We start from the raw sequence: 22,575 nt of genomic DNA, 5'->3' as shown, positions 1-22,575 counted from the left end.
TCTCAAAGTTTAATCTCTAACTCCTAACCTCTGTTTACTCCCCTATTGCGTAATATATAAACCCAAGTTCTTCCAGCTCTGTACGGCCCAATAGTTTCCTTCCGTCAAAGACAAAGGAAGGCCTCTTCATCGTTTCCTTGATCTTCGCCCAGTCGTAATCCTTGAATTCGTCCCATTCCGTTAAAACCGCTGCGGCATGTGCACCTGAAAGTGCCTCGTATGGATCGTTCACTACCCTGACAAGTCTCCGGTTTTCTTCGGGAGACCGTGTACCTAAGTAATCCAGATCTTTATAGATCTGCTCTGCAGGAACCTTAGGGTCATAGACAATCACATTAGCTTCTTCATCCAGCAGATGATCGGCTACATAGATCGCTGCGGATTCGCGTGTGTCGTTGGTGTCTTTCTTAAACGCCCAGCCCAGGAAAGCAATATTTTTACCATTTACGGTATTATATAAAGTCTTGATGATATTCTCTGCAAAACGTACTTTTTGGTGGTCGTTCAGGATGATGACCTGTTCCCAGTAATCCGCAACAGCCGTCAGGTTATAAGAACGTGCGATGTACACCAGGTTCAGGATATCTTTCTGAAAGCAGGATCCACCAAAGCCGACCGAAGCTTTAAGGAATTTTGCACCGATACGTGAATCGTGACCGATAGCACGGGATACCTCGTCGACGTTCGCCCCCGTTACTTCACACAGTTCGGAAATCGCATTGATCGATGATACTCGCTGTGCCAGGAAGGCATTGGCAACGAGTTTGGACAGTTCGGACGACCAGAGATTCGTGGTCAGGATGCGTTCACGTGGAACCCAGGCTTCGTAAACCTGCACCAGTGCTTCTATGGCCTCAGCGTTCTCTCCTCCGATCAGTACACGGTCCGGATTGTGCAGATCCGTAACGGCTGTACCCTCTGCCAAAAACTCGGGATTGGATAGGATATGGAAGTTAACCCCGTTTCCCGTATTATCTAATATACTTTTTAATGCTTCTGCTGTACGAACCGGCAATGTTGATTTTTCTACCACGATCTTATCCGACTTGGCAACAGCCGCTATCTGGCGGGCACAAAGTTCGATATATTTCAAATCTGCTGCCTGTCCCTTGCCCTTACCATAGGTTTTGGTGGGCGTATTCACCGAGATAAAGATCATATCGGCTTCATCTATCGCTTTATCTACGTCAGTTGAGAAAAACAGGTTGCGCCCACGGGCTTCTCCGACAACGCCGTCCAGACCCGGCTCGTATACCGGTAAGTTATCCAGATTTTCATCGTTCCATCCGGCAATACGTGCGGTATTCACATCTACGACGGTAACCTCTACATTTGGGTTCTTCTGGGCGATAACAGACATCGTCGGGCCGCCAACGTAGCCTGCTCCTATACAGGTGATTTTTTTAATAGATTTCATAATAATATCATATATTTATCAAATAGCCAATAAACACCTACAATACAATCCGTTTCCGTCTTTATTTCTATAATTGGAGGCTTAGGTTATAACTAAACCCCTTTTTCTATATACACAGTTAACGAAATAGCTAAGAGTTTCTACACAATGGATTTATATACATCATTAGTATTTGCTGCAATATTTTTCCAATCATAATTATCCAAATTATAATAAATCGGATTATTAGGTACCTTATTAGCAAAGTATTTGTTAAGTTTTTGAGCAAGTGCCTCCTCATTTCCTACAGGGAAAAAAGAATGTTCCGGTATTGGTACTTGTGTGTTTGCCGGTATATCAGAGGCCAAGATTGGCAGATTATATGACATAGCCTCCAACAATGAAATTGGTAAACCTTCATAAAAAGAAGGTAAAACAAATAAACCACAATTAGCAAACAATTGCGATAGTTCTTCACCTTTTATAAAGCCAGTTAATACTACCCCTGCATCCCTTGCTTGGCTCTTCAACGATTTTGAGTACTCTGACTCGTGATCAGCATCACCCGCAATAACAAGTTTATACGCTCCATTTACTTCAGACTTTTGAAAGGCTCTAATTAAATAATCGAACCCTTTCTCTGGAACAAATCTTCCCAAAGTAAAAATATATTTGTATTGATAGATTCCATACCTTTCTAAAACGTCCTTTTCGTAGGCTGGTCTCTCAGCGATAGAAACACCATTAGGAATAACTACGGCATCATCTCGTCCGTACTTTTCTACAATACTTTTTTTTATTTCTTCTGAGATGACAATAACTTTGTTAGCGAATTTTACCCCAGCCCATTCTCCAGTCTTAAGAAAAAGCTTAGCCATCTTACCCCATTTTATTCTTTCATAATCAGGTCCATGATGAGTCATGACAACATTAAGTCCTAACAATCTTCCTATAGGCGTGACCAAATTGGGCCCAACAGCATGAATATGCACGACATCAGGCCGTTTGATTGCTGCATAAAATACCGACAGGAGAGAATGTACTATCGCTTCAAAAGCCTTATTTTTAGGCGCATAAACAGTCTTTAATTTAACCCCTTTAAAATTTTGCAACTTGCCATTCTTTACATAGCAAGATCGACCTATCACGGTAATCTCGTGATTCGAATCATGAGCCAAATAAGGATACAGTTCCTCACAATGGGTTTCTACTCCTCCTAAAATATTTGGTATTCCTCTCGTCCCTATAACAATTACCTTCATAATTTTTCTTCAATTAACTGTTGGTATCTTTCTCTAAACCGATCTACGGAATAATTTTCCTTCAAACGTATTTTACTATTTTGCCCCATTAATATTCGCAAGTCTTCATTGGCAATTAATGTCATCAAATAAGACGAAAGAGATTCCACATCTTTAACAGCAGTTAAAAAGCCTGTTTTATTGTGTCTTATCAGTTGATAATTATCGCCAACATCTGTAGCCACAATAGGCAAATCAGCATTCATTGCTTCCATTATGGAGTTACTAGTTCCTTCAAAAAGAGAAGTTGACATATATATATCAGCATTGTTCAACAACTCCGTTATATTATTTGGATTTATGTATATCTCGACACTGGTGTCTATACCTAATTCTTGGATTTTACTCCTAATAGGTCCTTCCATCTCGCCATACCCGACAATATGATATCGGATATTAGGAAAAGAGAGTCTAAGAAGATTTATTACATTCAATGCCGTGAAATAATCCTTTTGCTCGACAAAGCGACCAACACTGATGATATCGACCGTTTCCTTATCTCTTCTTTTCTCTTTATAATTAGCTATCTTTTCAAAACAATTCGGGATAACCAACATTTTATTTATGTCAAAACCATGTTGGGTGAAGTATTTTTCTCCCGAATAACAATTCAATATGGAGCCGGAAGCCATTCTGTTACAAAGGAAACGATCTACAAATGCCTTAAAGGGAGGTAAGTAGGCATTACGGATTCCCGTATACACTCTTTTTATACCAGTGAATCGAGCAGAAACAATAGCAAAAAAATTGGCAGCTGTTAGGTAACTAAATATGATTTCTATTCTATTTTTTTTTAAATATTGAACTAACTGATAAAACCTGGAGAATAAACTCCCCCTAAAAGCTACAACTATTATTGACGGATTCTCACCAAGTAATTTCAAGTATTTAGGTTCCTGATAATCAGCATTTAAAATGACATAATGTATATCATATAAACTATCTAGTGCTTTTGCCAATAAAACAGACTGCTTTTCAGCTCCTCCACTAGTTAAGTTTTTGACTAAAATTAATATCTGTGATCTCATATAATAAATATAACATTCATATGCTAGAATTTTGCTACGAAACAAAAAGCCTATAATAGGCTTCCGCACACTTATCTATAGAATAATATTTTAAAAACATCTCTTTCAATTCACTCTTATTTACTTCACGTCGTTTTTCAATAAAACATAATAACGTCTTCTTATAATTCTCCTCCGAAAAATCAGGAGATATAAAGCCTGTTTTCCCATCGTGAATTATATCAATAATTCCACTGACCGGTGTACTAATTGTGATGCATTCACAGGCCAAAGCTTCTATAAGTGTGATCGGCATTCCTTCAAAAAGAGAAGATAGACAGAAAGCATCACACAAATAAAAATAGTCTGCAACATTATTTTTGGGACCTAAAAAAATAATAGAATCACTTGCGAATGTCAACAATTCCAATCCGAGTTCGGAATCGTGATATCCATCTCCTAAGATAAGTAGCTTAAAATCTAAATTAAGTTCCTTTTCATTATTCAAAGCATTAATAGAAGAGATCAACAAACCTAAATTCTTTTGAACGGAACACTTGGCTATTGCAAGTAAAATAATTGTTTTTGATGTTGTTCTGATCTGTAAAAAGAATTTTTCAATATCAGGATAACTCGCAGTCTTTTCAGGCTGCTTTCTGCCGTTATAAATCAAAACATCATTATTTTGATTTAAATAATTTCTAAGCGATTCTTGATTCGTGTCCGAAATAGTAACTATATTAATCAGCTTCTTCCTTAAAAGAAAATACAGTACGTGTTTCTGAAAGCCAGGAAACCCCTCTTCCGCTTTGTTATGAAGAGTGATTACATATTTGCAGTTACGTTTCATAATAATTGGTAAAATCAAATATTTAAAAACACAATGAATATGAACAACATCTGGTTTAATCTTTTGAAGAACTTTATAAATTTTTAAAGGATAGCTAAGATTCACTCCATCTCCAAATCCCATCGGTATAAAATGAATTTTTCTCGATAGTTCTCCAACATAAAAATTTTCATTTCGAGGATCTCTATTTTTTAAAGCGATAACAAAAACTTCTGTATCCTCATCCTGCACAAATCTATTACTTAAATCTACTAATAGACGTTCTGCGCCCCCTGGATTCAAAGCATGAATGATCTCTACTATTTTCATTATTATTAATTATTTATTTGATAAAAAGACCTTTCTTATTAACTCTTTAAAGCTTTCGCCTTAAACCAAATTAATCTCATAACAAAACATAAAAAAATATCCTGCAAGCGAGGAGAAGGTACTGCTTCAAAAAGGTTATAAATTTTACCTAGATACCCTGATAGCCCGATATTCCCATCTACAGATTTTCCAATATATTTAAAGTCTAAAATATAATTATGCCTTTCAGAAAAAGAATATTTACCTGACAAATACAGTAACGTAAGCAAATTAAATCCAACAGTTTTTTTATTATTTTTCTTTAAACTCTGAATGGGATATCCGCTTTCTTCTAGCTTGACTTCGATAAAGCGAAATTGCCTATAAAGATTAATCAGCTCATAGGGCGTCATCCTATATTTATTAATTTTGTATTGTGGCTTAATATATATATATCCTATTTCATCACTTATATAAACAGACTGTACATTACATAAAAAATTAAGAATAAATAGAGTATCCTCGCCTATTCTTAATGAAGTATCGAATCTTAAATTGCCTCTATTAACTAATTCTCTTTTAAACATCTTTCCCCAAACAGTTCGAGCAAGATGATGATTTAATATAGAATTAAAAGGTTCTTGCTCATAGTCAAAACAGCTTATATTCTCTACATCTATACTTCCATCATAACGAATGATTTTGCAACCGCACACAGAAAAATCTTCATTATTATGCGGAAGCATCATCTGTAGAAAATTATTTTCTACATAATCATCTGCATCCACAAAAGTGATATACTTTCCGATAGCATTTTCTATTCCTATATTACGAGCATAACTAACACCGTTATTTTTATCGTGGTGAACATAAAAATTAGGATAATATTTGGCATACTCATCACAAATATCACCCGACCCATCAGTACTGCCGTCATTTATTAACCAAACTTCAAATTGTTGAATGGTTTGGCACAACAAACTATCCAGACACCGTCGTAAATAACTTGATGCATTATAAACAGGTATAATAATTGAAATTCGACAATTATTTACTTTTATTTCTTTTCCAGATATCATGATATAAAAACAATTTATATAAAATTGCTAAATTTAGAAACACTATATATAGACTGATATTAACTGCCCCATTCATAGTAACCAACAATAGATAATAAAGTGGTATGGATATAACTAATATTCTTTTATTTTCGAATTTATCAATAGAGACCAACCCTTTAAAAAACAACAAATATAAAATAACTCCTATCAGCCCTTGTTCTACTAAAAGTGGAATCCAAACACTTTCTGCTCCGTAGAGATCAAAATTACTACTTCTAAGAATGTCAGTATAACCGTACCCATGTCCAAATATTGGAGATTCAAAAAAACTTCTTAATGCAATAGCAAACTGATTCTCTCGCATTGAAACCGAGCTTCCAGAGATTGCTTTAGATTGAGAATCAAAAACCGAGGTAATGATCTCTAATCTATCTATTACAAAAGGTAACGATAATACTAATAATACGCTTCCAATTATAATTATACTTTTATAACGTTTTGGCATCTTCAATAATAACAAAGGAGTAATGGTAATAAATGGCAAAATTGTAGACCTAGAATTAGATAAAAAAACCGAAATAGTAACTAAGATGATTAAGCCAATCAAATACTTATTATTTAGTTTTAAAAAAGACTTAAAGAAAGTATTAGCGATCAAAATCATGTATAAATATGAAACTATAGTTAATGAAAAAATAAATGGACTCATAAACAAGGATTGGAGTCTTATCCCACGTTCAGTATTCATATAGGATATCATTTTTATCTCTTCCGTTTGAGAGCTTGATATAGAAATTTCATAGTCAATAATGGGATTAGATTTAGTAACATAGGTAAACAGACCATATATCAAGGATATCAAAATTGAAATAGACAAACACTTGATTAAAAATTTTAAATCTTTCGGATTCCTGACAGACGCAAAAATGACATGTACAATGATCAATTCATTTACAACGAACTGAAATATTTTCAGTATTGATTCGCCTAGTCTGTTAGTTGGAAAAATTGCTGAGAACACATAAGAAAATAGCAAAATTAAACATGCACTAGTAAATGGATTAATTAATTTCTTAGCAGGGTTCTTTGTTAAATAGAATAAAATAAAAAAAGTATTTAGTGCAAACGTAACCGTTAAAGACGGAGGAGAAAACTTTAGACATGTCGCCAAATCGAAAAATATTGAAAACGCCGACCAAAAGAACAACGACCTCTTAAAATTAAAGAAAGCAGCTATAACAAAAAATGTAGATATTATTATATATATAACCATAGTTTATCTGATATTAACACACTTTCAAGGTCTATCAGAAGAGATATTTTTCAACAAAGCTAACAACATGTATCATCTCTCTTTTACACTTTAATATGAATAAAATTAATAATCTTCCTGACATATCATTAAGCAAATCTTAATATCTTACCTTTACACGCATTCTGTTTAAACATCAAAAGAAAAAAACTCAATTTTAAAACAAAATGACTTATGGCTGTACTTTTACTATATTTAAATAGAAGTCCAATCAAAATAAATACTGTTCCTTTTCCTCTTAAAGGCTGAATATTCACTTTACCCGACACTAATGGAAGAAAAGAATAAACTCTTTCTAATTGACTTTTACGAACATATCCTCGGCGATAAAGCATAAAAACCAACGTACAACAGTCGGCGACCAAACCTTCCTTTATATTTGACGACTTCTGACACTCCTTAACATGTAAAATTAGCATCGGATAGAATGTGTCTATATATTTATACCATCCTTCTATATTTAGATTTTGAGATAAAGATTCAGCACCCTCGACACGCCGCCAATTATAGTTCGAGGTTTTTGAAACAGTTAAACTGCCATCAATCGCATTTATATAAATAAAATTAAAAATCGTATCTTCTCCGATAGCTAAAGTTTCATCAAAATAAATCTCTTTATTTTTTATTATCGAAGATAAATAAAGCCCCCCCCAAACCGTTCTAACGATATAAGTAGAAATAAAATCTTGGAAAAAGAGATGAATATCGGCTTTCGAGTAATTTAAATCATTACCGCTGGTAAAAATCTGTTGTACTCTTAAAGATTGCTTCTTGTAACCTCCCAGAACAATCTGAATATCCAATTGCGCATATAACATCAGTTTCTTTAAATAGTCTGCATTTATCCAGTCGTCACTATCTATAAAAGTTACCCATTTACCTCTTGCCTCAGAAAGTCCTAGATTTCGAGAAGAACTTACACCTGTATTTTCTTTATGGAACACTCTAATTCTATCATCTTTGGCTGCATATTCGTCACATAATTCTCCACTTTTATCAGGGGAACCATCATCTATCAACAATACTTCAAAATCATCGAATGTTTGAGATAATATACTATCTATACATTGTGGTAAATATTCCTCTGCCTTATATATAGGAATTATTATGCTAACACACGGAGTCGTCATTTTAAGATATTATTTAAGTATACTCTAGCTTCTCTTTTTTTCAATTCCAAAATTGCGTTAACATTTTCCCAGTTTATTTCCTTCAATATCTCTTCAGATTTAAAATCCTTTGCAGAAAAAATCAATCTATCTGTTAAATCGAACATTGAAAGCAAAGAAGAAAATCGAGCAACACCACGATATTGATTACCATACACTAGAAACGGCTTATTAAAAAGTATAGCAAAAACACACGCGTGGAATGAATCAGTAATGATAAAATCAGCTTCATAAAATCCTTTTATCCACTTTTCAGTAGGTGGAGCAATCCTATCTTGGAGAGTGGCCGACTTATCTTCAGTTTTACTATTCACTCGAAAAATAGATTTCTGTAAGAGGTTCGAGACACTTTCAATCACTGCTGTTTTGTCCGAAGTTTCGTCTAAAATATAAACTAGAACACCTTCTGCTTTTGCTTCATTCCGAACAGGTTCTACTAACTCTAAGTATTTAGAAACTTCCAAAAGCATCGTAGGATCTAGAACGTGTTGTGCATCAATATCAAAATGTTTATTACAGAATTTTACACCTGAGCTCTCTCTAACAGAAACTGCATCAAATAACTTTAAATACTTAGCACACTGTACTTCTTGTTCTGCGGAAAATCCCCATTCATCTGTACCGAATGAGGCAGCATAGGATATGCGTTTGGTTTTATTACTTTTTAAAAAACCCAAAAAGTAATCTTCAATATTAGAGGTGTATGCGGGTCTCCAAACCTGATCGCTCCCGACAACTATTGCATCAAACTGGCATCGGCTTACGACCCTAGATAAATTTCTTGTTGAATAGGCAGCCTTCGTTTGCGGCTGTATATTCTTCTCTGTAAATGGTTGGGTATATTGACTAATAATGGAGTATTCCTTTCGTATTTTTGCTTCAACAAAAATCTCTATATCCTTCTTATTAAGAACATATTTCATTAATAGTCTTTTTATAATGGCCAAGGGCAATTTCCATCTAGGTATCCTAGCTCCTTGCCTGTTTATTAACCACACTTCATGTCCCATCTCCTTCAATACGGTCATCAATGCATATGCTTGCAAATTCCCTCCGTAATTCGTATGAAGCGGTAATGTAAGAATTCCGATTTTCATATTTTATTTTTTAACTTTTATCTATTTAATGATCTCGCTGCATTATATCCACAAATACCGCGTACACCGCCCCAAAGAGATGTAGAGCTAGAGCCAATAAAAATTTGAGGATTCGGTGTTGAATACGGATTAAACCGCATCACCGGCCTACTAAAAAAGTTGGGAAATATCTGCAGCTCCCCCAGTAATTGCCCCTCCCGTAAAATTTTTATTATACTGGTAAAATTGCAATGTATTAGTGGTTTTCCGATCCAAATTAAAATACGCCTTGGTCCCAAACTACTTATAGAACTAAATATTCTCATTCGAAATACGATCAAATAGAGTCCCCCAAATAACATTACTATTTCTATTAGAATCCTTATCATTTTTATAGCTTTAAAATAAATCATTGAAATCCAATAAGTATTTCACAACGAATACTTAATCCCCTTTAAGTCCCAACGAACGTCCACCGTCCACAATAAAGTTCTGTCCGGTTACAAATTCAGCTTCACCGGATACAAGAAACCCAACCATATTAGCTATATCCTCTGGCCTCCCATAATCATCCAAATAATTTGTCTTTTTCAATTTATCAATCTGTTCCTTATTTATCAACCCCCTCTGAACTATCCCAGGAGATACACAATTCACGCGAATTCCCTTTGGTCCGAGTTCCATCGCTATTGACTTTACAAAGGCAATAATTCCTGCTTTTGCTGCTGCATATTCTGAAAATCTTGCTTTCCCCTTATCTCCTATTACAGATGTGATACAGACAATTTTTCCTTTCTTGTGAAGTAGCATATATTTCGAAGCTTCCCTGCAACAAAGTATTGTTCCACGCAGATTAACTGTCAAAATGGTATCTATTACTTCAGTGGGTAATTTATCTATTGATGCATTCTTTTCTCGCGAACTTCCACCTGCACTATTGATTAGGATGTCAATTCTTTTCTCTGTACTATAAATACCGGCGATCTTTTCTTTAATATCCGTCTCAGAAAAGAAATCAATCACACACGAAACAGCCTCTCCCCCTAAAGCTATGATCTCCTGCACGACCTTCTCAGCCTTTTCCCTCGTGGTGCCGCATACGTACACTTTAGCCCCATCAATTGCTAATCTACAAGCAATAGACCGACCGATCACACCGCTACCGCCTATTACAATAGCAATCTGATTTTTTAACCGTTGATTACTTTCAATTTGGTTTATCTGATACGGTACACTTGCCTCTACATATGCAAACTTCTTATGCAGAAATTTATTCACTTTCTTTCTGATAAATTGCGGAATGATTTTTTTTAACATTTCTTAAAACCTATTTAATTTGAATTTAGCTTTAATACTTCCAGTTAACCTATCTCGCTCTATCGAACTTATTCCTATCCAAAAAGAACTAACTCCAATAATTAGAGCCGATAGGAGACTAATTAAAAAAGTATTTAACAGGCTATCATTTAGTCTTATCTTTAACAGAAGAGGTATTGGAATAGAAACTAGGAATATTCCTAAACACCTTAACACTACATCATAAAAATATTTAACCAGTGATAATCCAATTGACTTGCGTAAAAATATTAATCTAGATATCGAAATCATTCCAGATATTATAATGGAAATGATCAAAACAGAGTAAGGCACTGCTCCTGCTTTTAAAACAAAATAGCTTAAAGGCAGGTTTAATATTCCTAGCAAACTTAATGTAAAATGGTATAATTTTACTTTACCTGTGGCACCTTGTGCCGTAGAATGTACAGATGCAAACGACTCAACCAATGCCTGAGCCAACACTAAACGCGTAAAAAACACAGTGTACTCAGGAACTGTCGTTAACCAAATCTTAAGGATCACATCTGCCTCGACAAAAATTGGAAATGCTATTAAAAAAATTAAAATAAACGACACCCGTGAACTAAACATCACCATATTGCGCATCTCTTTCATTCGTCCTGCGGCGTAATCCTTAACTATTTGGGGGTTTACCGCTTGAGTAAAATTGGCAGCAAATCCAGTTATAACTGTGTTAACCTGATTCGCGATTCCCTGAGCCGCATTTACTGTTGTCCCAAAGAATATATTTAATAATATACTTAGGCCTTGATTTCTCAGTACAATTGAAAAACCGCTCAGCAAAGTCCAAGAAGAAAATCCAAATATTGATTTTAGAAATTCATTATCTCTACAAATCTTCCCTTTACATTCGAGGAATTTCCTTTTAGAATAGATGCTATACATTGCATTTACAATGAGAGTGGACAACAAAACTAATACTCCGTACCATATGAGTTTATCGCCTCTGAAAAAAGGAATACTAATTGCAATAATTAGTTTCAATAGCACCTCTACTACATTAATCAAAGCAAAAACATTCATCTTTTCATTAGCAATTATCGCCGCCCTAAACGGAACATTTAAAATTGTAAAAACAAAAGAAATAGTGGAAAGATGAAAAATCCAATTCGCAGCCGTCAACCGCTCCGAATCAATATTCAGTTTTTTGTTCAACATCCATAATCCCGCAGATTCGACTATTATAAAAAGACATAAACCAAGCACAATATGAACGAAAAGGCTAGTACCGAATAACCTCTCTACACGATTCGTATCTCCTCTTCCCTTCTCAAAATTTAAGAAACGCTGCGTGGATGACGCCATCGTAGTACTAATAAAAGAAAACAAAAGAACTACACCTCCAACAACGGAATACAATCCATAATCACGTACTCCCAAAACATCCAGTACAACTCTTGATGTATACAACGAAACCATAACCGTCACCAACATCCTAAGAAAAAGGAATAATGTGTTTTTGGCTATACGCTTATTGTTACTTGTACTCATAATCTAGGCACATGCTTAAATATTAAAATGTTTCAAAACTCCTTTAATCTTAGATGAAGCTTTCATCTTTACCTTGTCCATAAGAGTTTCTCTATTTAAGCTTTTAAAATACTCTTTTAAAATTTTCACATCAGATTCCTTCTGTGTAAAAACTTCCAAAACAACTGCACCCGTATATGAATTGTCTGTTAATATCTGTACACCGTCTTGACATTCTCTCTCATTTGTTGCAGAAATATAACGTATACCTAATGACTCCACCCATCCTTTTGCAGATGTGCCATGCCCCGCCGAAACATGCTTAGGTAAAATACTTGCCATACGGTCGTGAAGAGGCATGTGCATAACAGCGCCACCCTCATTATTCAAAAGCAATATCCGTATATTGGAACCTAAATGTCTATTCCACAGAGCATTCATATCGTAAAAAAATGTCAGATCACCTATGACGAGAAATACAGGATTATCAGTATTTGCAGAAAATCCTACGGTGGTTGACATACAGCCATCAATTCCATTTACACCTCTATTGCAATAAACTTTGATGGTCGGATCCAATTTAAATGTCGAAAACATGCGAATTGGCGAACTATTAGCAATATGTAAATCCACATTTTTCGGCAAGGACTTTATAAAATCACCAATTGCATAAAGCTCGCTATAGGGAACCTTTGGTTCCTCCAAAATATCTGAAATTAATTTCCATTTTTCATAATAATCACTTTTACTTTCAATCCCAGCGGTAAGAATTTGACTAAAAAAAACATCTTCTCTCATTTCGAAAATACGTGTAAGTCGTTTAAATGGATCACATATTATTCCAGAGGGATCAATAAGCCAATGCTCAAAACTCTTACCGAGTGGTCGAAGAAGTCCTTTTATCTCTCCATTAAATACATAATTTCCAAACATCGATATTACTATATCGGGTGAAAATTCGCTCTTTTCGCTACGTTTTAATGCGCGTAACAATAAAAAAGTATCATCCAGTGTATTATCTCCATTCCAATTAGATAGATTATCTGTTAGGACGACTGCACCAAGTTGTTTGACAGCAGTATTAAACACCTCTCTCAATTCCGGGGCAGTATGATGCGTTTGTCCCCATATAATCATAACCTTCTTACCTCGTAAAGAATTAGCAATCCCATTCCAAACCTCTGTTCTTTCGTATGAAAAATACCGAGTTATTTTCCTTACGGCAGGTAAATTTGTTTGCGCGAAGGTATCCAAATGATGATTTTCAATCGGAATATTTAATTGTACTGGCCCTTGCCCATGATGGTTCAGTGCTAGTAAGCCTTCATTAATCACTCTATTACAAAACCATTCATCGAATGAATTAGAAATTTGCTTGAGTTGACCATGATATTTTATAAAATGATGAAAAGCATCATCTTGCTTAAACATTTGGTCTTCCATCTGCCCTAGAAATTCCGGCAATCGATCCGCGGTTAACAACAGCAGTGGCAAACGCTGATAAAATGCCTCTACGACGGCCGAACCGTAATTAATGGCCGAGGTGCCTGAGGTACAACATACAGCAGCAGGTTCATTATACCGCTGTATCAATCCCAAAGCAAAAAAGGCTGCGCTACGTTCATCCACCACAGAATACAAATCAAAAAAAGGATCGTTCTCCATCGAGTGAATAATAGAAAAATGTCTACTTCCTGGTGAAATAACAATCCTCCTTATACCAAATTGCTTTAATAAAGAGAGTAAATTTAAAATTAATGGGTTATCAGAATACATAATACTAATTTCTATTCAATCATTAAATAACCGGAAACTATTATTTCCAAAATTTCCACCACTTTTTCTTTTTCGTTACTTGTCCATAATCTCCGTAACCATAACCGTAGCCGTAACCATACCCATAATTGCTATAATAGCCCCCCTTAGCCTGTACATCATTAACTACGAGGTGTATAGGATGGATTTTACCTTTTGCCTGCAAATCATTTGGAATACGTAATTGTTCCTTATACGTAAAGCCTTGACGAACTAAATAGAGACAAGCATCCGCATAACGCGATAGGAGCTGCGCATCGGTTACCATACCGACAGGTGGTGCATCCATTAGGATGTAATCGTATTGATCGTTAAGTTGACTCATCAATTGTTCCGTGCGCGTATGTACCAATAATTCCGCTGGATTTGGAGGAATGGCACCAGCTTGAATCAGATGCACATTCTCATGCGCACCAGAAGCCATGACAATTTCTTCTAAGCGCATATCAGGTCGTACCACATAATGCGAAAACCCCTTTCCTGCGGCCAATCCTAGCTTAGCAGTGACAGAGGGCTTCCGCAGATCAAGTTCCATTAGCAATACCCTCTTATCCAACAAAGCCAAGGAAACCGCGAGATTTAATGCGACATAAGACTTCCCTTCACCAGACATCGAAGAAGAAAACAAAATCGTCTTACCTCCCTGCAGAGAAAACTCCAAATTCGTACGTAAAGCACGAAACTGTTCCGCAATTGCAGAACGCGAAGTCTTTGTCACTACTATTTGGTCATGCTCGTCAGAGTGGGCTATAGCTCCTAAAATGGATAAATGTGAACCCTCTTGTACATCATTAATTGTCTGAATGCGTACATTTAATAAGTCTTTTCCGTACAAAATTCCAAAAGGGACAAGTAAGCCCACAACTAATCCAAATGCGAGAACCAATTTACGATTTGGCGCAAAGGGAAGTTCCTCCGATTTTGGTGAATCAATTACCTTCGAATTGGATACATTGGCTGTGCGTCCGATGGCTGTTTCCTCCCATTTTTCTTGTAAGAAAATATACTGTGCTTGCTTGATTTGTTGCAAACGAGCCAAATCTATATACCCTCGTTCGATGGTAGGAACTTGCTGTATTTGCGAAGTAACGCGCTTGGCCAATTCAACTTGACTCTGCTTATTTAATTCAAGTGATCTACGCGTTGTTGCCACATTATTGATCATATCGGCACGCAAATTAGCGATCTGGAATGTCACATTCTGTACCAACGGATTATCTTCCGTATTTGCCATGAGCAAACGCTCACGTTGCAACACCAATTCATTATAACGTGAAATCAGCGCATTAAAGGCTACATCTTGCGGTATAACCGAAGAAGGAACTACCCGAGGATTTTGACTATCCTTTAAATAGGTAGACATGGCGTCCAACATAGCCAATTGCGTTTCCGCCTCCGCTAAGATTTTAGTATAATCTGCTGAGCTTTCCAATAGAATCCGACTTTGTTGCGAAATATCTGCTAACTGCGTACTCTTTTTATAGCCTGATATTCTGTCCTCAACACTGGCTAATTCCTCTGTAATACTGCGAAGACGGGTATTTATAAATGACAAAGTAGAATCTGCAATTACATTTTTATCGTGCAAGTTTAGCTCTACATATTTTTGAATTAGCGTTCGTAAAAATTGTTCCCCTTGCTTCGGTAATTGAGTTTCAAAAGTCAAATCAATTGTCGAAACCAACTTATTCGTCACCTCTACCGTTAATGCCCCCATAAGTCCGTCAGTTACTTTACGAACTGGCGTTAGCAAAAAACTATAAGTCTCATTTACATCATAACTGCCTAAAGCCGGTGTCAACATTAAAGTTCCGACTTCTCTAATGTTAAAAGGGCTACTAACCTTCACGCGAAAGGACGTATCCGCATTTGACAATTCAAGCTCCTGCTTATCTAATTGATTAATTTTAAGATTAATCGACTTCCTTATCGAATCCGGATCTGACAATAGATTAACCATATACGGGCTCCGCAATATAGGAATTTTGTGTACTTTACCGGTATTAAAATAGGATATATATGCCTGCTCAGCAAGAACCATCTCACGCATCAGATCTCCTGTTCGCAATACTTCCACTTCATTATCTACGGAATTTTTGGCCCCCATTAAACCGGATAAATCTCCCAAAGAAGAAGACATCATACCACCGCCCTTTTTATCATCAGAGACCAACAATTTTGCATGAACTTTGTAGGTAGGGACCGTATAACGTAAGTATATAAATGCCACAAGCAACCCTGCTATAGCGCAGAGTACAAACCAATACCAATTGGCTAAAATACGTCCAATAAAACGAAGCAATTCCTTATTATCCGACTTCCGGTCTTCGAATTCGAATTCGTCTTCCCAGTCTGATTTATTTTTATTCATAATAATGCAAGTATCTTAAAGCCTAACAGCCAATGTCACCAATAATGAAATAATCGAGGATGCGATAGCAATCAGCTGTGTGCGCTGCGCATTGGTCTGTGCCACCTTTGATTTCCCCGGCTCTACATAAAGTACATCGCCTTGCTTCAGGTAAAAATAGGGGGACTGTAGCAATTGGGAATCATTGAGGTTTAGCCGCACCAGTTCATTTGTTCCACTTTCTTCGCGTACCAACAAAATATTTTCACGTTTGCCGTGGATGGTCAAATCTCCCGCTAAACCCAAGGCATCAAAAATGGTTACCTTTTCATTCGGAACGGTATAGGTAGCCGGACGATTCACCTCGCCCAATACGGTGATTTTATAGTTTGCAAAACGTACTTGAACGGTGGGATTATTATAATACTTCTGCGCTTGTGTCTCAATTGCTTTACGGGCTTCAAAAGTTGTCAACCCCGCAACTTCTATCTTACCTAATAAATTAAGCTGCACAAAACCTTCTTTATCGACCACAAAGCCGGAAATCATCTGGTTTCCCGTATTTGTCGACGAAGATGCACCTATGGCTTGGGTCGCCATAGTCTGATTAACAATCTGGGTACTTTGGGGATCGATCGTTGTGACCTGAATGCTCAGAATATCATCGGCCTGGATCCGAGGTTCTTCGAATTTGGCTGCTATACGATTTGTTAATAGGGTATCGGATGAGAGATCGTTGAAATAGACCGTTTTCTTCGTAACTACACAGCTGTTCATCAACAGTAACAGCAACAACGGAAATAACAATTGCAACCACCGTTGGGATGTTGGCTTAATTTTTTTCATGTTATACTTATTCATTATTGTAGGGGATGGGGATTTAGTTTTTATGTTCCATATGTTATTTTATATTATTTTCGCCGAGCTGATGCCTGTAAATAGGCTTTGATTTTGGATCTTGCACTTCTTAAAATAATCTGAAATATCTTCTTTTTTTATACCGTATTCTATTGCCTTGACGTGACGTTCATGATGTACATCTGTACCGATCAAATCGATCCATCCTTTATCCATCAGGTAACGTGCCATGCGCTTCTCATTAAGCCCATAATACCCATATACCGACAACAGGTTAACCTGCAGCAGGCAACCGATATCCCGTAAATGCTTAATGCGCTCGGGTTGCTGATGGTAAAAAATATAACGCTCGGGATGGGCCAAAATAGGCCTGTAACCCAAAACCTGTAAATCGAACACGGTCTTCTCAATCTGCTTGCTCTCCTGCATATACGACATCTCGATCAAAATATACTTACCGGGTAAGGTAAGCAGTTCGACCTCCGGATCAAGTAAAAGCTGCTCAAAAGCTGTATCCACCATATACTCGGCCGCATAGCCAACCTTTACAGTTGATGTACTTGCTGTCTGAACCTGTTCAAAAGCCGAAGCAATCGTAGCTGGGGTATTGGGGTATAGTTCTCGAAAGATATGTGGGGTAAAGTAAAACTGGGTTAACCCCACCGCATGGAGACGATCCAAGAGGATCAAACTCTCACTTAGTTCTCTGCAACCATCATCTATACTGGGTAAAATATGCGAATGCATATCCACTTGGATCCAGCTGAGATCGGTATGCTGACGTTTTCGGTTGAAGATGGAGAACATGCTTTTTTGTTATTGCGAATTCGCGAATCTGCGAATCTGCCTATTTGTAAATTTTAGGTAATTTGCAATTGTATTGAAATATCCGGCCGAAGCCGGTCGGCCGGAATATTCCCCTACAATAACAAGCATACACTTGTTAATTCTTAAAGATTGCTTCGTCGTTCCTTCTCGCGATGACCGGAGAAAAACTACCTCCTCGATGACAGAGAGGGTTGCCTTTCGCAGTGACGGAGCTTTCTTTTATTCTTAGATGGGATTAGGGCTGCTTAGATTGCTTCGTCGTTCCTCCTCGCAATGACGGAGAAAAAATTCCTCCTCGCAATGACGTCGTAACTTTTAACAGCCCTCCCTATCTACTACTTACTATTAATTTTTACACTCTTCGGTAAGGATCGCCAAGTTCGTCGCACCTGCTTTCTCGCCAATGATATCATTGGCGCCAATACCTACCGTACCGGTATTATCCTCATTTACTGTTTTATTATTCACAACCTTCACGCGGTCATTATAGACGGCACGGAAGTCATATCGTGTACCATCGGATTTTAACAGTGTAGTCTGTAAGAAACCGTTGGTTACTTGACCCAGATATTCAAAAGTACCTGTTCCTGCGATCCGGTACTGCAACTCGAAGGTTGGCAATACGGTAAGCACATTGGTTTGTCCCGGACAACGTACATACAACTGTAAGGTTACCTTAGGCTCAATAACCGGATTCGGATCCGGAAGATTGATCGTTGTCGCACTACCGCAGGCTGCCAAAGGCGCTTGGGCTACGATATCGCCGTCGTTATTACGAACCACAATTTGTACCCCGGCATTTGCTGGTAAGTAGGCTAAAGCTGCTGTCTTGTTGCTCTCGCTAATGGAGAATGTGCTGCTCGCAATTACATTGCCATGTTGTACAGCTTGTACCACCAACGGGTAAGTAAAGCCCTGTGCCATCCAATCTGCTGTAAAGTCGATGGTGCTTACTGGGTCACATGAAGCTACAAAGTTACCTGCTACAAATGTCGTTAAGTGATCGATATCGAAATTCAAGGAGTAACCAGTAGCTGCGGAGCCGGTAACGGTTGCATTTTTCTCGTATTTCCACACGGCATTTGGATCGCTCTCGTCATAGCTATAGATCGATAACTGCGTACCGGCCATAACAGGCTGTCCTGTTGTTGCATCGACGAAATCCGGATTAATTCCCATCGAAATTGCGATAGGCGCGCTGAACTGACGTACGGATGTACCACCAACAGACATTTTGATCACGGTCGTAGCGGCTGGATTAAACGTTCCTGATTGCGTTTCTCCGTTTGGACCGACAACAGCATCTGATGTTAGCTTTCCACCCGGAAATAAGGCTAAGGCTGCTGGATCGCTTGCATCGATAGAGGAAACATTGGCCGTTAAGACGCCGCCGACAATGGCATTGCCGCTCGCATCTCTAAATTGAAGTCCTGCTGGTAAAGAAATATCAATATTACCTTTTGTTCCTTCACCTTCTTTGTCAAGTACAATCGTAGTGGCCGCTGCTAAGGTGCCATTGGCGCCTAACTGTATGTTTTCTACAATGACTTCAACACCATCGGGAACTTCCGTTGGCTTAACCAATTGCACCGGTTGGATACCTGTAGACACATCGGCTATGGTCACCGGAACAACTTGAGTTAAATAGCCCGCTCCGCTGATCTCGATACGGAACGTAATGGGATTAGCCGCTGTAGGTGTACGCTTTGGATCGACGCCAAAGGTGACCATGTCGCCGTTTAATTTAAAATCTTTGTATCCACTGAGGTTGTAGATATCTTCGGTATCACCCGAAAGCAACTTGATCGTTACATTGTTGACAGGTTCATTGCCTGTATCCCGCACCTGCAGCGTAGCAGAATGCTTGATCACCTCGCTGCTGATCACAAGGTTGAAGTCCTTCAATGGACTCTCGCATGAGATGGCGCCCCAAAGCAGGGTGCAGGTCATGGCGTATATGGGTAATTTTTTAAAATTCATGTCTTTATTTCTTTATTTGCGTTAAGAATGACTTATCTAATCCGGTAGCTTACACCTACCTCTACACGGGGAAGAAAGCGGTAGTTCTTGATGTTGTTTTCCACAGTAGCGGCATTACCACCATTGCCTTCTAACAAACCCGTCCCCGTAATGGATACGCTTGGCTTAGGAAGGTAATAGGATCCCAAATCTACCTGCAGGGAGAAACCGTCACCCAGCTTGATATCGTTGAAACCAACGCCTAAATACGGAGAAATGGTTTTTTTATACTTGATATCCGTATTGATCTCGCCGACCTCATCTTCGTCGATCAGGATATCGCCGTGACGGTAAGGCTCTGCAAGCTTGGTCGTCAATTCACCATCCAGGTTATAGAAGAAAGCGCCCCCGGCATTGACCGCAAACGAACGGAAGAAACCCGCGCTTTGGTAAAACGGTGTCCAAGAGAATAAGGCCGAAATATTGTGTGCCCTAACTTTGACATCGGACTCGGTTTCGCGGGTGCTGTAATTGCCTTGGATACTGGTATTAAATGGCATAAAACTAGCCCCTAAACGTACACCAAATTGATCGCCCAGCGGTGTGGACAACTGCAGCCCAAATCCGGTAGTTCCGACGTGCACCCCCAAGTATAAGGGAAATGTGGAATCGTTGTAAATGCTATCCTGACGGTTTTCTACTGTATTTGCCTGCAGCGAGGAAACGCCCAGTATAGCAAACAACGCAAGCAACAATCTGATCGCTGCCTTACGCACTGTAATTGGTTTGTTCATGTATAATCTGTTCATATATAATAAGTGGTTTTTTAGTCAATTAATAGACATCTTTTTCCCTGCCGGCAATGTTGATCGCTGTCATACAGACAATCTTGAAATCGAGCATGGCCGACCAGTTTTGCATGTAGTCGATATCGTGCTCTACACGGCGTGCCATCAATTCGGGATCCTTCGTTTCACCACGGTATCCATTGACCTGCGCCCAGCCGGTGATACCGGGTTTCACAAATTGGCGTACCATATAGTGCTGGATCAACTGACTGTAATGCTCGGTATGCGATAGCATGTGCGGGCGTGGCCCTACGACAGACATCTGGCCGAGGAACACGTTGATAAACTGCGGAAACTCATCCAGGCTGCTCTTGCGCAAGAACTTACCGATCGCCGTAACCCGCTTATCGTCTTTGGTTGCCTGCTTGGCATTGGACTCTTTATTGACGACCATGCTGCGGAATTTGTAACAGTAAAAAGGCTTGTTGTTACGACCCGAGCGCAATTGCTTAAAGAAGATAGGCCCCGGGCTTTGCAACTTAATCAGCAGCCCGATTAATGGCACCATCCAGCTGAGTAGGAAAACGATGACCAGACCGGAGATGAGCATATCTATCAGACGTTTCTTAACGCGGTTTTCCATATTGGACATGCGCTCGCCGTGCGACTGGATAACAGGAAGCTCCATGCTGACTGAAGGCATTGCTGTACCCGAATAGCTGATATTGGCGGTCATGGCCGGTACGAAATTAAGCTGTACACATTGATGATCGGCCGCTTGCACCAATTCCTTGCTGTAGCTGTACATATCGGGCGAGGTCACGATAAATACATCGTGGATACCTGCCGTAGATACCTGCTGAAAATATTTTTTGAAGCGATTCAGGTTTTCCTCTTTACTCGCCAGCATCTCTTCATCTTTATATTGTATGGTATTGACATGGTAAAAAGGGCGGTGACGCTCGAAGTAATTGGCAACAGGTGCCAGATAAGCGCCATTACCGATAATCACAACCTGCTTATACCAATTGAACCGCTTCGGAAATACGGTGTAGACATAGGTCATAAACATGCGCGAGATAATGTAGTATAAAACCATTACTGTAGCTAAGCTGACTAGAAAGATCAGCATCCCACCGACGCGCTGATCGAGCTCTACAGAGATCGAAAAAATAAGAATGTGGGTCACGCCACCCTTCCAGGTGGTACGGAACATATTCTCCAGGCGCTCGATGCTATCGTCACTGTACATTCTAAACATCAGTGCAGCAACAAATCCGGTCATGTTGAACATAAGCCAGATCGCCTGTTGATTAGCTTGTAATGTACCTTGCGGATCTAATACCGGGTAATAGGTAGCCAAGCCGACTGTAAAAAAGAACAGTACGTTTAAAAGCACCATATCCATGGATATCAGTAGCATCTTTAAACAAATGGCCATACGAGATTGGACGTACTTATGCATAATGCAAAAATTTTAATATTATACAACAAATATTCTATAACGAAATCACAACAAATGATGCCGTTAAATTTTTACATTTTACCAAGTGAGAAAGTAGTTAGATTGCTTTAATAGTGTAGGGCTACCTGATCAATCCTTCTCCTTCTTTAATATTCCGGCTAATAATCCTGATAAAAAATGTCTTTCACAATGTAATGTCACAAATATAATTAATATTTGTAAA

General features: G+C 38.2%; 17 protein-coding genes. All 17 read right to left on the bottom strand.

What is annotated here, in order from left to right:
• Nucleotides 1-34 precede the first annotated feature (34 nt).
• The gene (locus FAZ15_RS13410) at nt 35-1,417 is read right to left on the bottom strand and encodes a nucleotide sugar dehydrogenase (RefSeq protein ID WP_136901829.1); all 1,383 of its coding nucleotides are present in this window, start codon (nt 1,415-1,417) and stop codon (nt 35-37) included.
• Between the two features lie 140 nt (nt 1,418-1,557).
• Complete coding sequence (locus FAZ15_RS13405) at nt 1,558-2,658, bottom strand: glycosyltransferase family 4 protein (protein ID WP_136901828.1); 1,101 nt, start codon at nt 2,656-2,658, stop codon at nt 1,558-1,560.
• Nucleotides 2,655-3,725 (bottom strand): glycosyltransferase, encoded by a 1,071-nt coding sequence (locus FAZ15_RS13400; protein WP_136901827.1) that lies wholly within the window; start codon nt 3,723-3,725, stop codon nt 2,655-2,657. The genes FAZ15_RS13405 and FAZ15_RS13400 overlap by 4 nt, the downstream gene beginning before the upstream one ends.
• Nucleotides 3,726-3,759: 34 nt before the next feature.
• Entirely contained in the window at nt 3,760-4,863 is a 1,104-nt protein-coding gene (locus tag FAZ15_RS13395) for a glycosyltransferase (protein WP_136901826.1), read from the bottom strand.
• Nucleotides 4,864-4,901: 38 nt separating this feature from the next.
• The gene (locus FAZ15_RS13390; RefSeq protein WP_136901825.1) at nt 4,902-5,921 is read right to left on the bottom strand and encodes a glycosyltransferase family 2 protein; all 1,020 of its coding nucleotides are present in this window, start codon (nt 5,919-5,921) and stop codon (nt 4,902-4,904) included.
• Complete coding sequence (locus FAZ15_RS22495; RefSeq protein ID WP_162304937.1) at nt 5,890-6,651, bottom strand: O-antigen ligase family protein; 762 nt, start codon at nt 6,649-6,651, stop codon at nt 5,890-5,892. The genes FAZ15_RS13390 and FAZ15_RS22495 overlap by 32 nt, the downstream gene beginning before the upstream one ends.
• 653 nt (nt 6,652-7,304) lie before the next feature.
• Entirely contained in the window at nt 7,305-8,345 is a 1,041-nt protein-coding gene (locus FAZ15_RS13380; RefSeq protein WP_136901823.1) for a glycosyltransferase family 2 protein, read from the bottom strand.
• Entirely contained in the window at nt 8,342-9,481 is a 1,140-nt protein-coding gene (locus FAZ15_RS13375) for a polysaccharide pyruvyl transferase family protein (RefSeq protein WP_136901822.1), read from the bottom strand. Before FAZ15_RS13375 ends, FAZ15_RS13380 begins: the two co-directional genes overlap by 4 nt.
• Nucleotides 9,482-9,904: 423 nt before the next feature.
• Complete coding sequence (locus FAZ15_RS13370) at nt 9,905-10,777, bottom strand: SDR family NAD(P)-dependent oxidoreductase (protein ID WP_136901821.1); 873 nt, start codon at nt 10,775-10,777, stop codon at nt 9,905-9,907.
• A 3-nt stretch (nt 10,778-10,780) separates the two neighbouring features.
• Nucleotides 10,781-12,310, bottom strand: a complete 1,530-nt coding sequence (locus tag FAZ15_RS13365; RefSeq protein ID WP_136901820.1) for an oligosaccharide flippase family protein — start codon at nt 12,308-12,310, stop codon at nt 10,781-10,783.
• A 15-nt stretch (nt 12,311-12,325) separates the two neighbouring features.
• Complete coding sequence (gene menD / locus FAZ15_RS13360; RefSeq protein ID WP_136901819.1) at nt 12,326-14,065, bottom strand: 2-succinyl-5-enolpyruvyl-6-hydroxy-3-cyclohexene-1-carboxylic-acid synthase; 1,740 nt, start codon at nt 14,063-14,065, stop codon at nt 12,326-12,328.
• Nucleotides 14,066-14,105: 40 nt separating this feature from the next.
• Nucleotides 14,106-16,475 carry a GumC family protein gene (locus FAZ15_RS13355; RefSeq protein ID WP_136901818.1) on the bottom strand — a complete coding sequence of 790 codons (2,370 nt, stop codon included), beginning with the start codon at nt 16,473-16,475 and terminating at the stop codon, nt 14,106-14,108.
• A 15-nt stretch (nt 16,476-16,490) separates the two neighbouring features.
• A complete protein-coding gene (locus tag FAZ15_RS13350) occupies nt 16,491-17,300 on the bottom strand; it encodes a polysaccharide biosynthesis/export family protein (RefSeq protein WP_136901817.1) in 810 nt (269 codons plus the stop codon).
• Between the two features lie 60 nt (nt 17,301-17,360).
• On the bottom strand, nt 17,361-18,119 hold the full coding sequence (locus FAZ15_RS13345) for a tyrosine-protein phosphatase (protein ID WP_136901816.1): 759 nt from the start codon (nt 18,117-18,119) through the stop codon (nt 17,361-17,363).
• Nucleotides 18,120-18,485: 366 nt separating this feature from the next.
• The gene (locus FAZ15_RS13340) at nt 18,486-20,120 is read right to left on the bottom strand and encodes a hypothetical protein (protein WP_136901815.1); all 1,635 of its coding nucleotides are present in this window, start codon (nt 20,118-20,120) and stop codon (nt 18,486-18,488) included.
• A gap of 32 nt (nt 20,121-20,152) precedes the next feature.
• Complete coding sequence (locus FAZ15_RS13335) at nt 20,153-20,908, bottom strand: hypothetical protein (protein ID WP_136901814.1); 756 nt, start codon at nt 20,906-20,908, stop codon at nt 20,153-20,155.
• Between the two features lie 25 nt (nt 20,909-20,933).
• On the bottom strand, nt 20,934-22,352 hold the full coding sequence (locus FAZ15_RS13330; RefSeq protein WP_238387250.1) for an exopolysaccharide biosynthesis polyprenyl glycosylphosphotransferase: 1,419 nt from the start codon (nt 22,350-22,352) through the stop codon (nt 20,934-20,936).
• Between the last annotated feature and the right edge of the window lie 223 nt (nt 22,353-22,575).

It is taken from the genome of Sphingobacterium olei (assembly GCF_005048855.1).
Lineage (GTDB): Bacteria > Bacteroidota > Bacteroidia > Sphingobacteriales > Sphingobacteriaceae > Sphingobacterium > Sphingobacterium olei.
Note: the sequence above shows the minus strand (reverse complement) of the source record. Positions and strands in the feature narration are given on the sequence as shown.

Excerpts from the sequence above, each read along its gene's own strand:
- FAZ15_RS13335 (WP_136901814.1), bottom strand. The coding sequence starts at position 20,908 with ATGAACAGATTATACATGAACAAACCAATTACAGTGCGTAAGGCAGCG.
- FAZ15_RS13345 (WP_136901816.1), bottom strand. The coding sequence starts at position 18,119 with ATGTTCTCCATCTTCAACCGAAAACGTCAGCATACCGATCTCAGCTGG.
- FAZ15_RS13375 (WP_136901822.1), bottom strand. The coding sequence starts at position 9,481 with ATGAAAATCGGAATTCTTACATTACCGCTTCATACGAATTACGGAGGG.
- FAZ15_RS13370 (WP_136901821.1), bottom strand. The coding sequence starts at position 10,777 with ATGTTAAAAAAAATCATTCCGCAATTTATCAGAAAGAAAGTGAATAAA.
- FAZ15_RS13380 (WP_136901823.1), bottom strand. The coding sequence starts at position 8,345 with ATGACGACTCCGTGTGTTAGCATAATAATTCCTATATATAAGGCAGAG.
- FAZ15_RS13410 (WP_136901829.1), bottom strand. The coding sequence starts at position 1,417 with ATGAAATCTATTAAAAAAATCACCTGTATAGGAGCAGGCTACGTTGGC.
- FAZ15_RS13355 (WP_136901818.1), bottom strand. The coding sequence starts at position 16,475 with ATGAATAAAAATAAATCAGACTGGGAAGACGAATTCGAATTCGAAGAC.
- FAZ15_RS13400 (WP_136901827.1), bottom strand. The coding sequence starts at position 3,725 with ATGAGATCACAGATATTAATTTTAGTCAAAAACTTAACTAGTGGAGGA.
- FAZ15_RS13390 (WP_136901825.1), bottom strand. The coding sequence starts at position 5,921 with ATGATATCTGGAAAAGAAATAAAAGTAAATAATTGTCGAATTTCAATT.
- FAZ15_RS13395 (WP_136901826.1), bottom strand. The coding sequence starts at position 4,863 with ATGAAAATAGTAGAGATCATTCATGCTTTGAATCCAGGGGGCGCAGAA.
- FAZ15_RS13350 (WP_136901817.1), bottom strand. The coding sequence starts at position 17,300 with ATGAAAAAAATTAAGCCAACATCCCAACGGTGGTTGCAATTGTTATTT.
- FAZ15_RS13340 (WP_136901815.1), bottom strand. The coding sequence starts at position 20,120 with ATGAATTTTAAAAAATTACCCATATACGCCATGACCTGCACCCTGCTT.
- FAZ15_RS22495 (WP_162304937.1), bottom strand. The coding sequence starts at position 6,651 with ATGAATACTGAACGTGGGATAAGACTCCAATCCTTGTTTATGAGTCCA.
- menD (WP_136901819.1), bottom strand. The coding sequence starts at position 14,065 with ATGTATTCTGATAACCCATTAATTTTAAATTTACTCTCTTTATTAAAG.
- FAZ15_RS13365 (WP_136901820.1), bottom strand. The coding sequence starts at position 12,310 with ATGAGTACAAGTAACAATAAGCGTATAGCCAAAAACACATTATTCCTT.
- FAZ15_RS13405 (WP_136901828.1), bottom strand. The coding sequence starts at position 2,658 with ATGAAGGTAATTGTTATAGGGACGAGAGGAATACCAAATATTTTAGGA.
- FAZ15_RS13330 (WP_238387250.1), bottom strand. The coding sequence starts at position 22,352 with ATGCATAAGTACGTCCAATCTCGTATGGCCATTTGTTTAAAGATGCTA.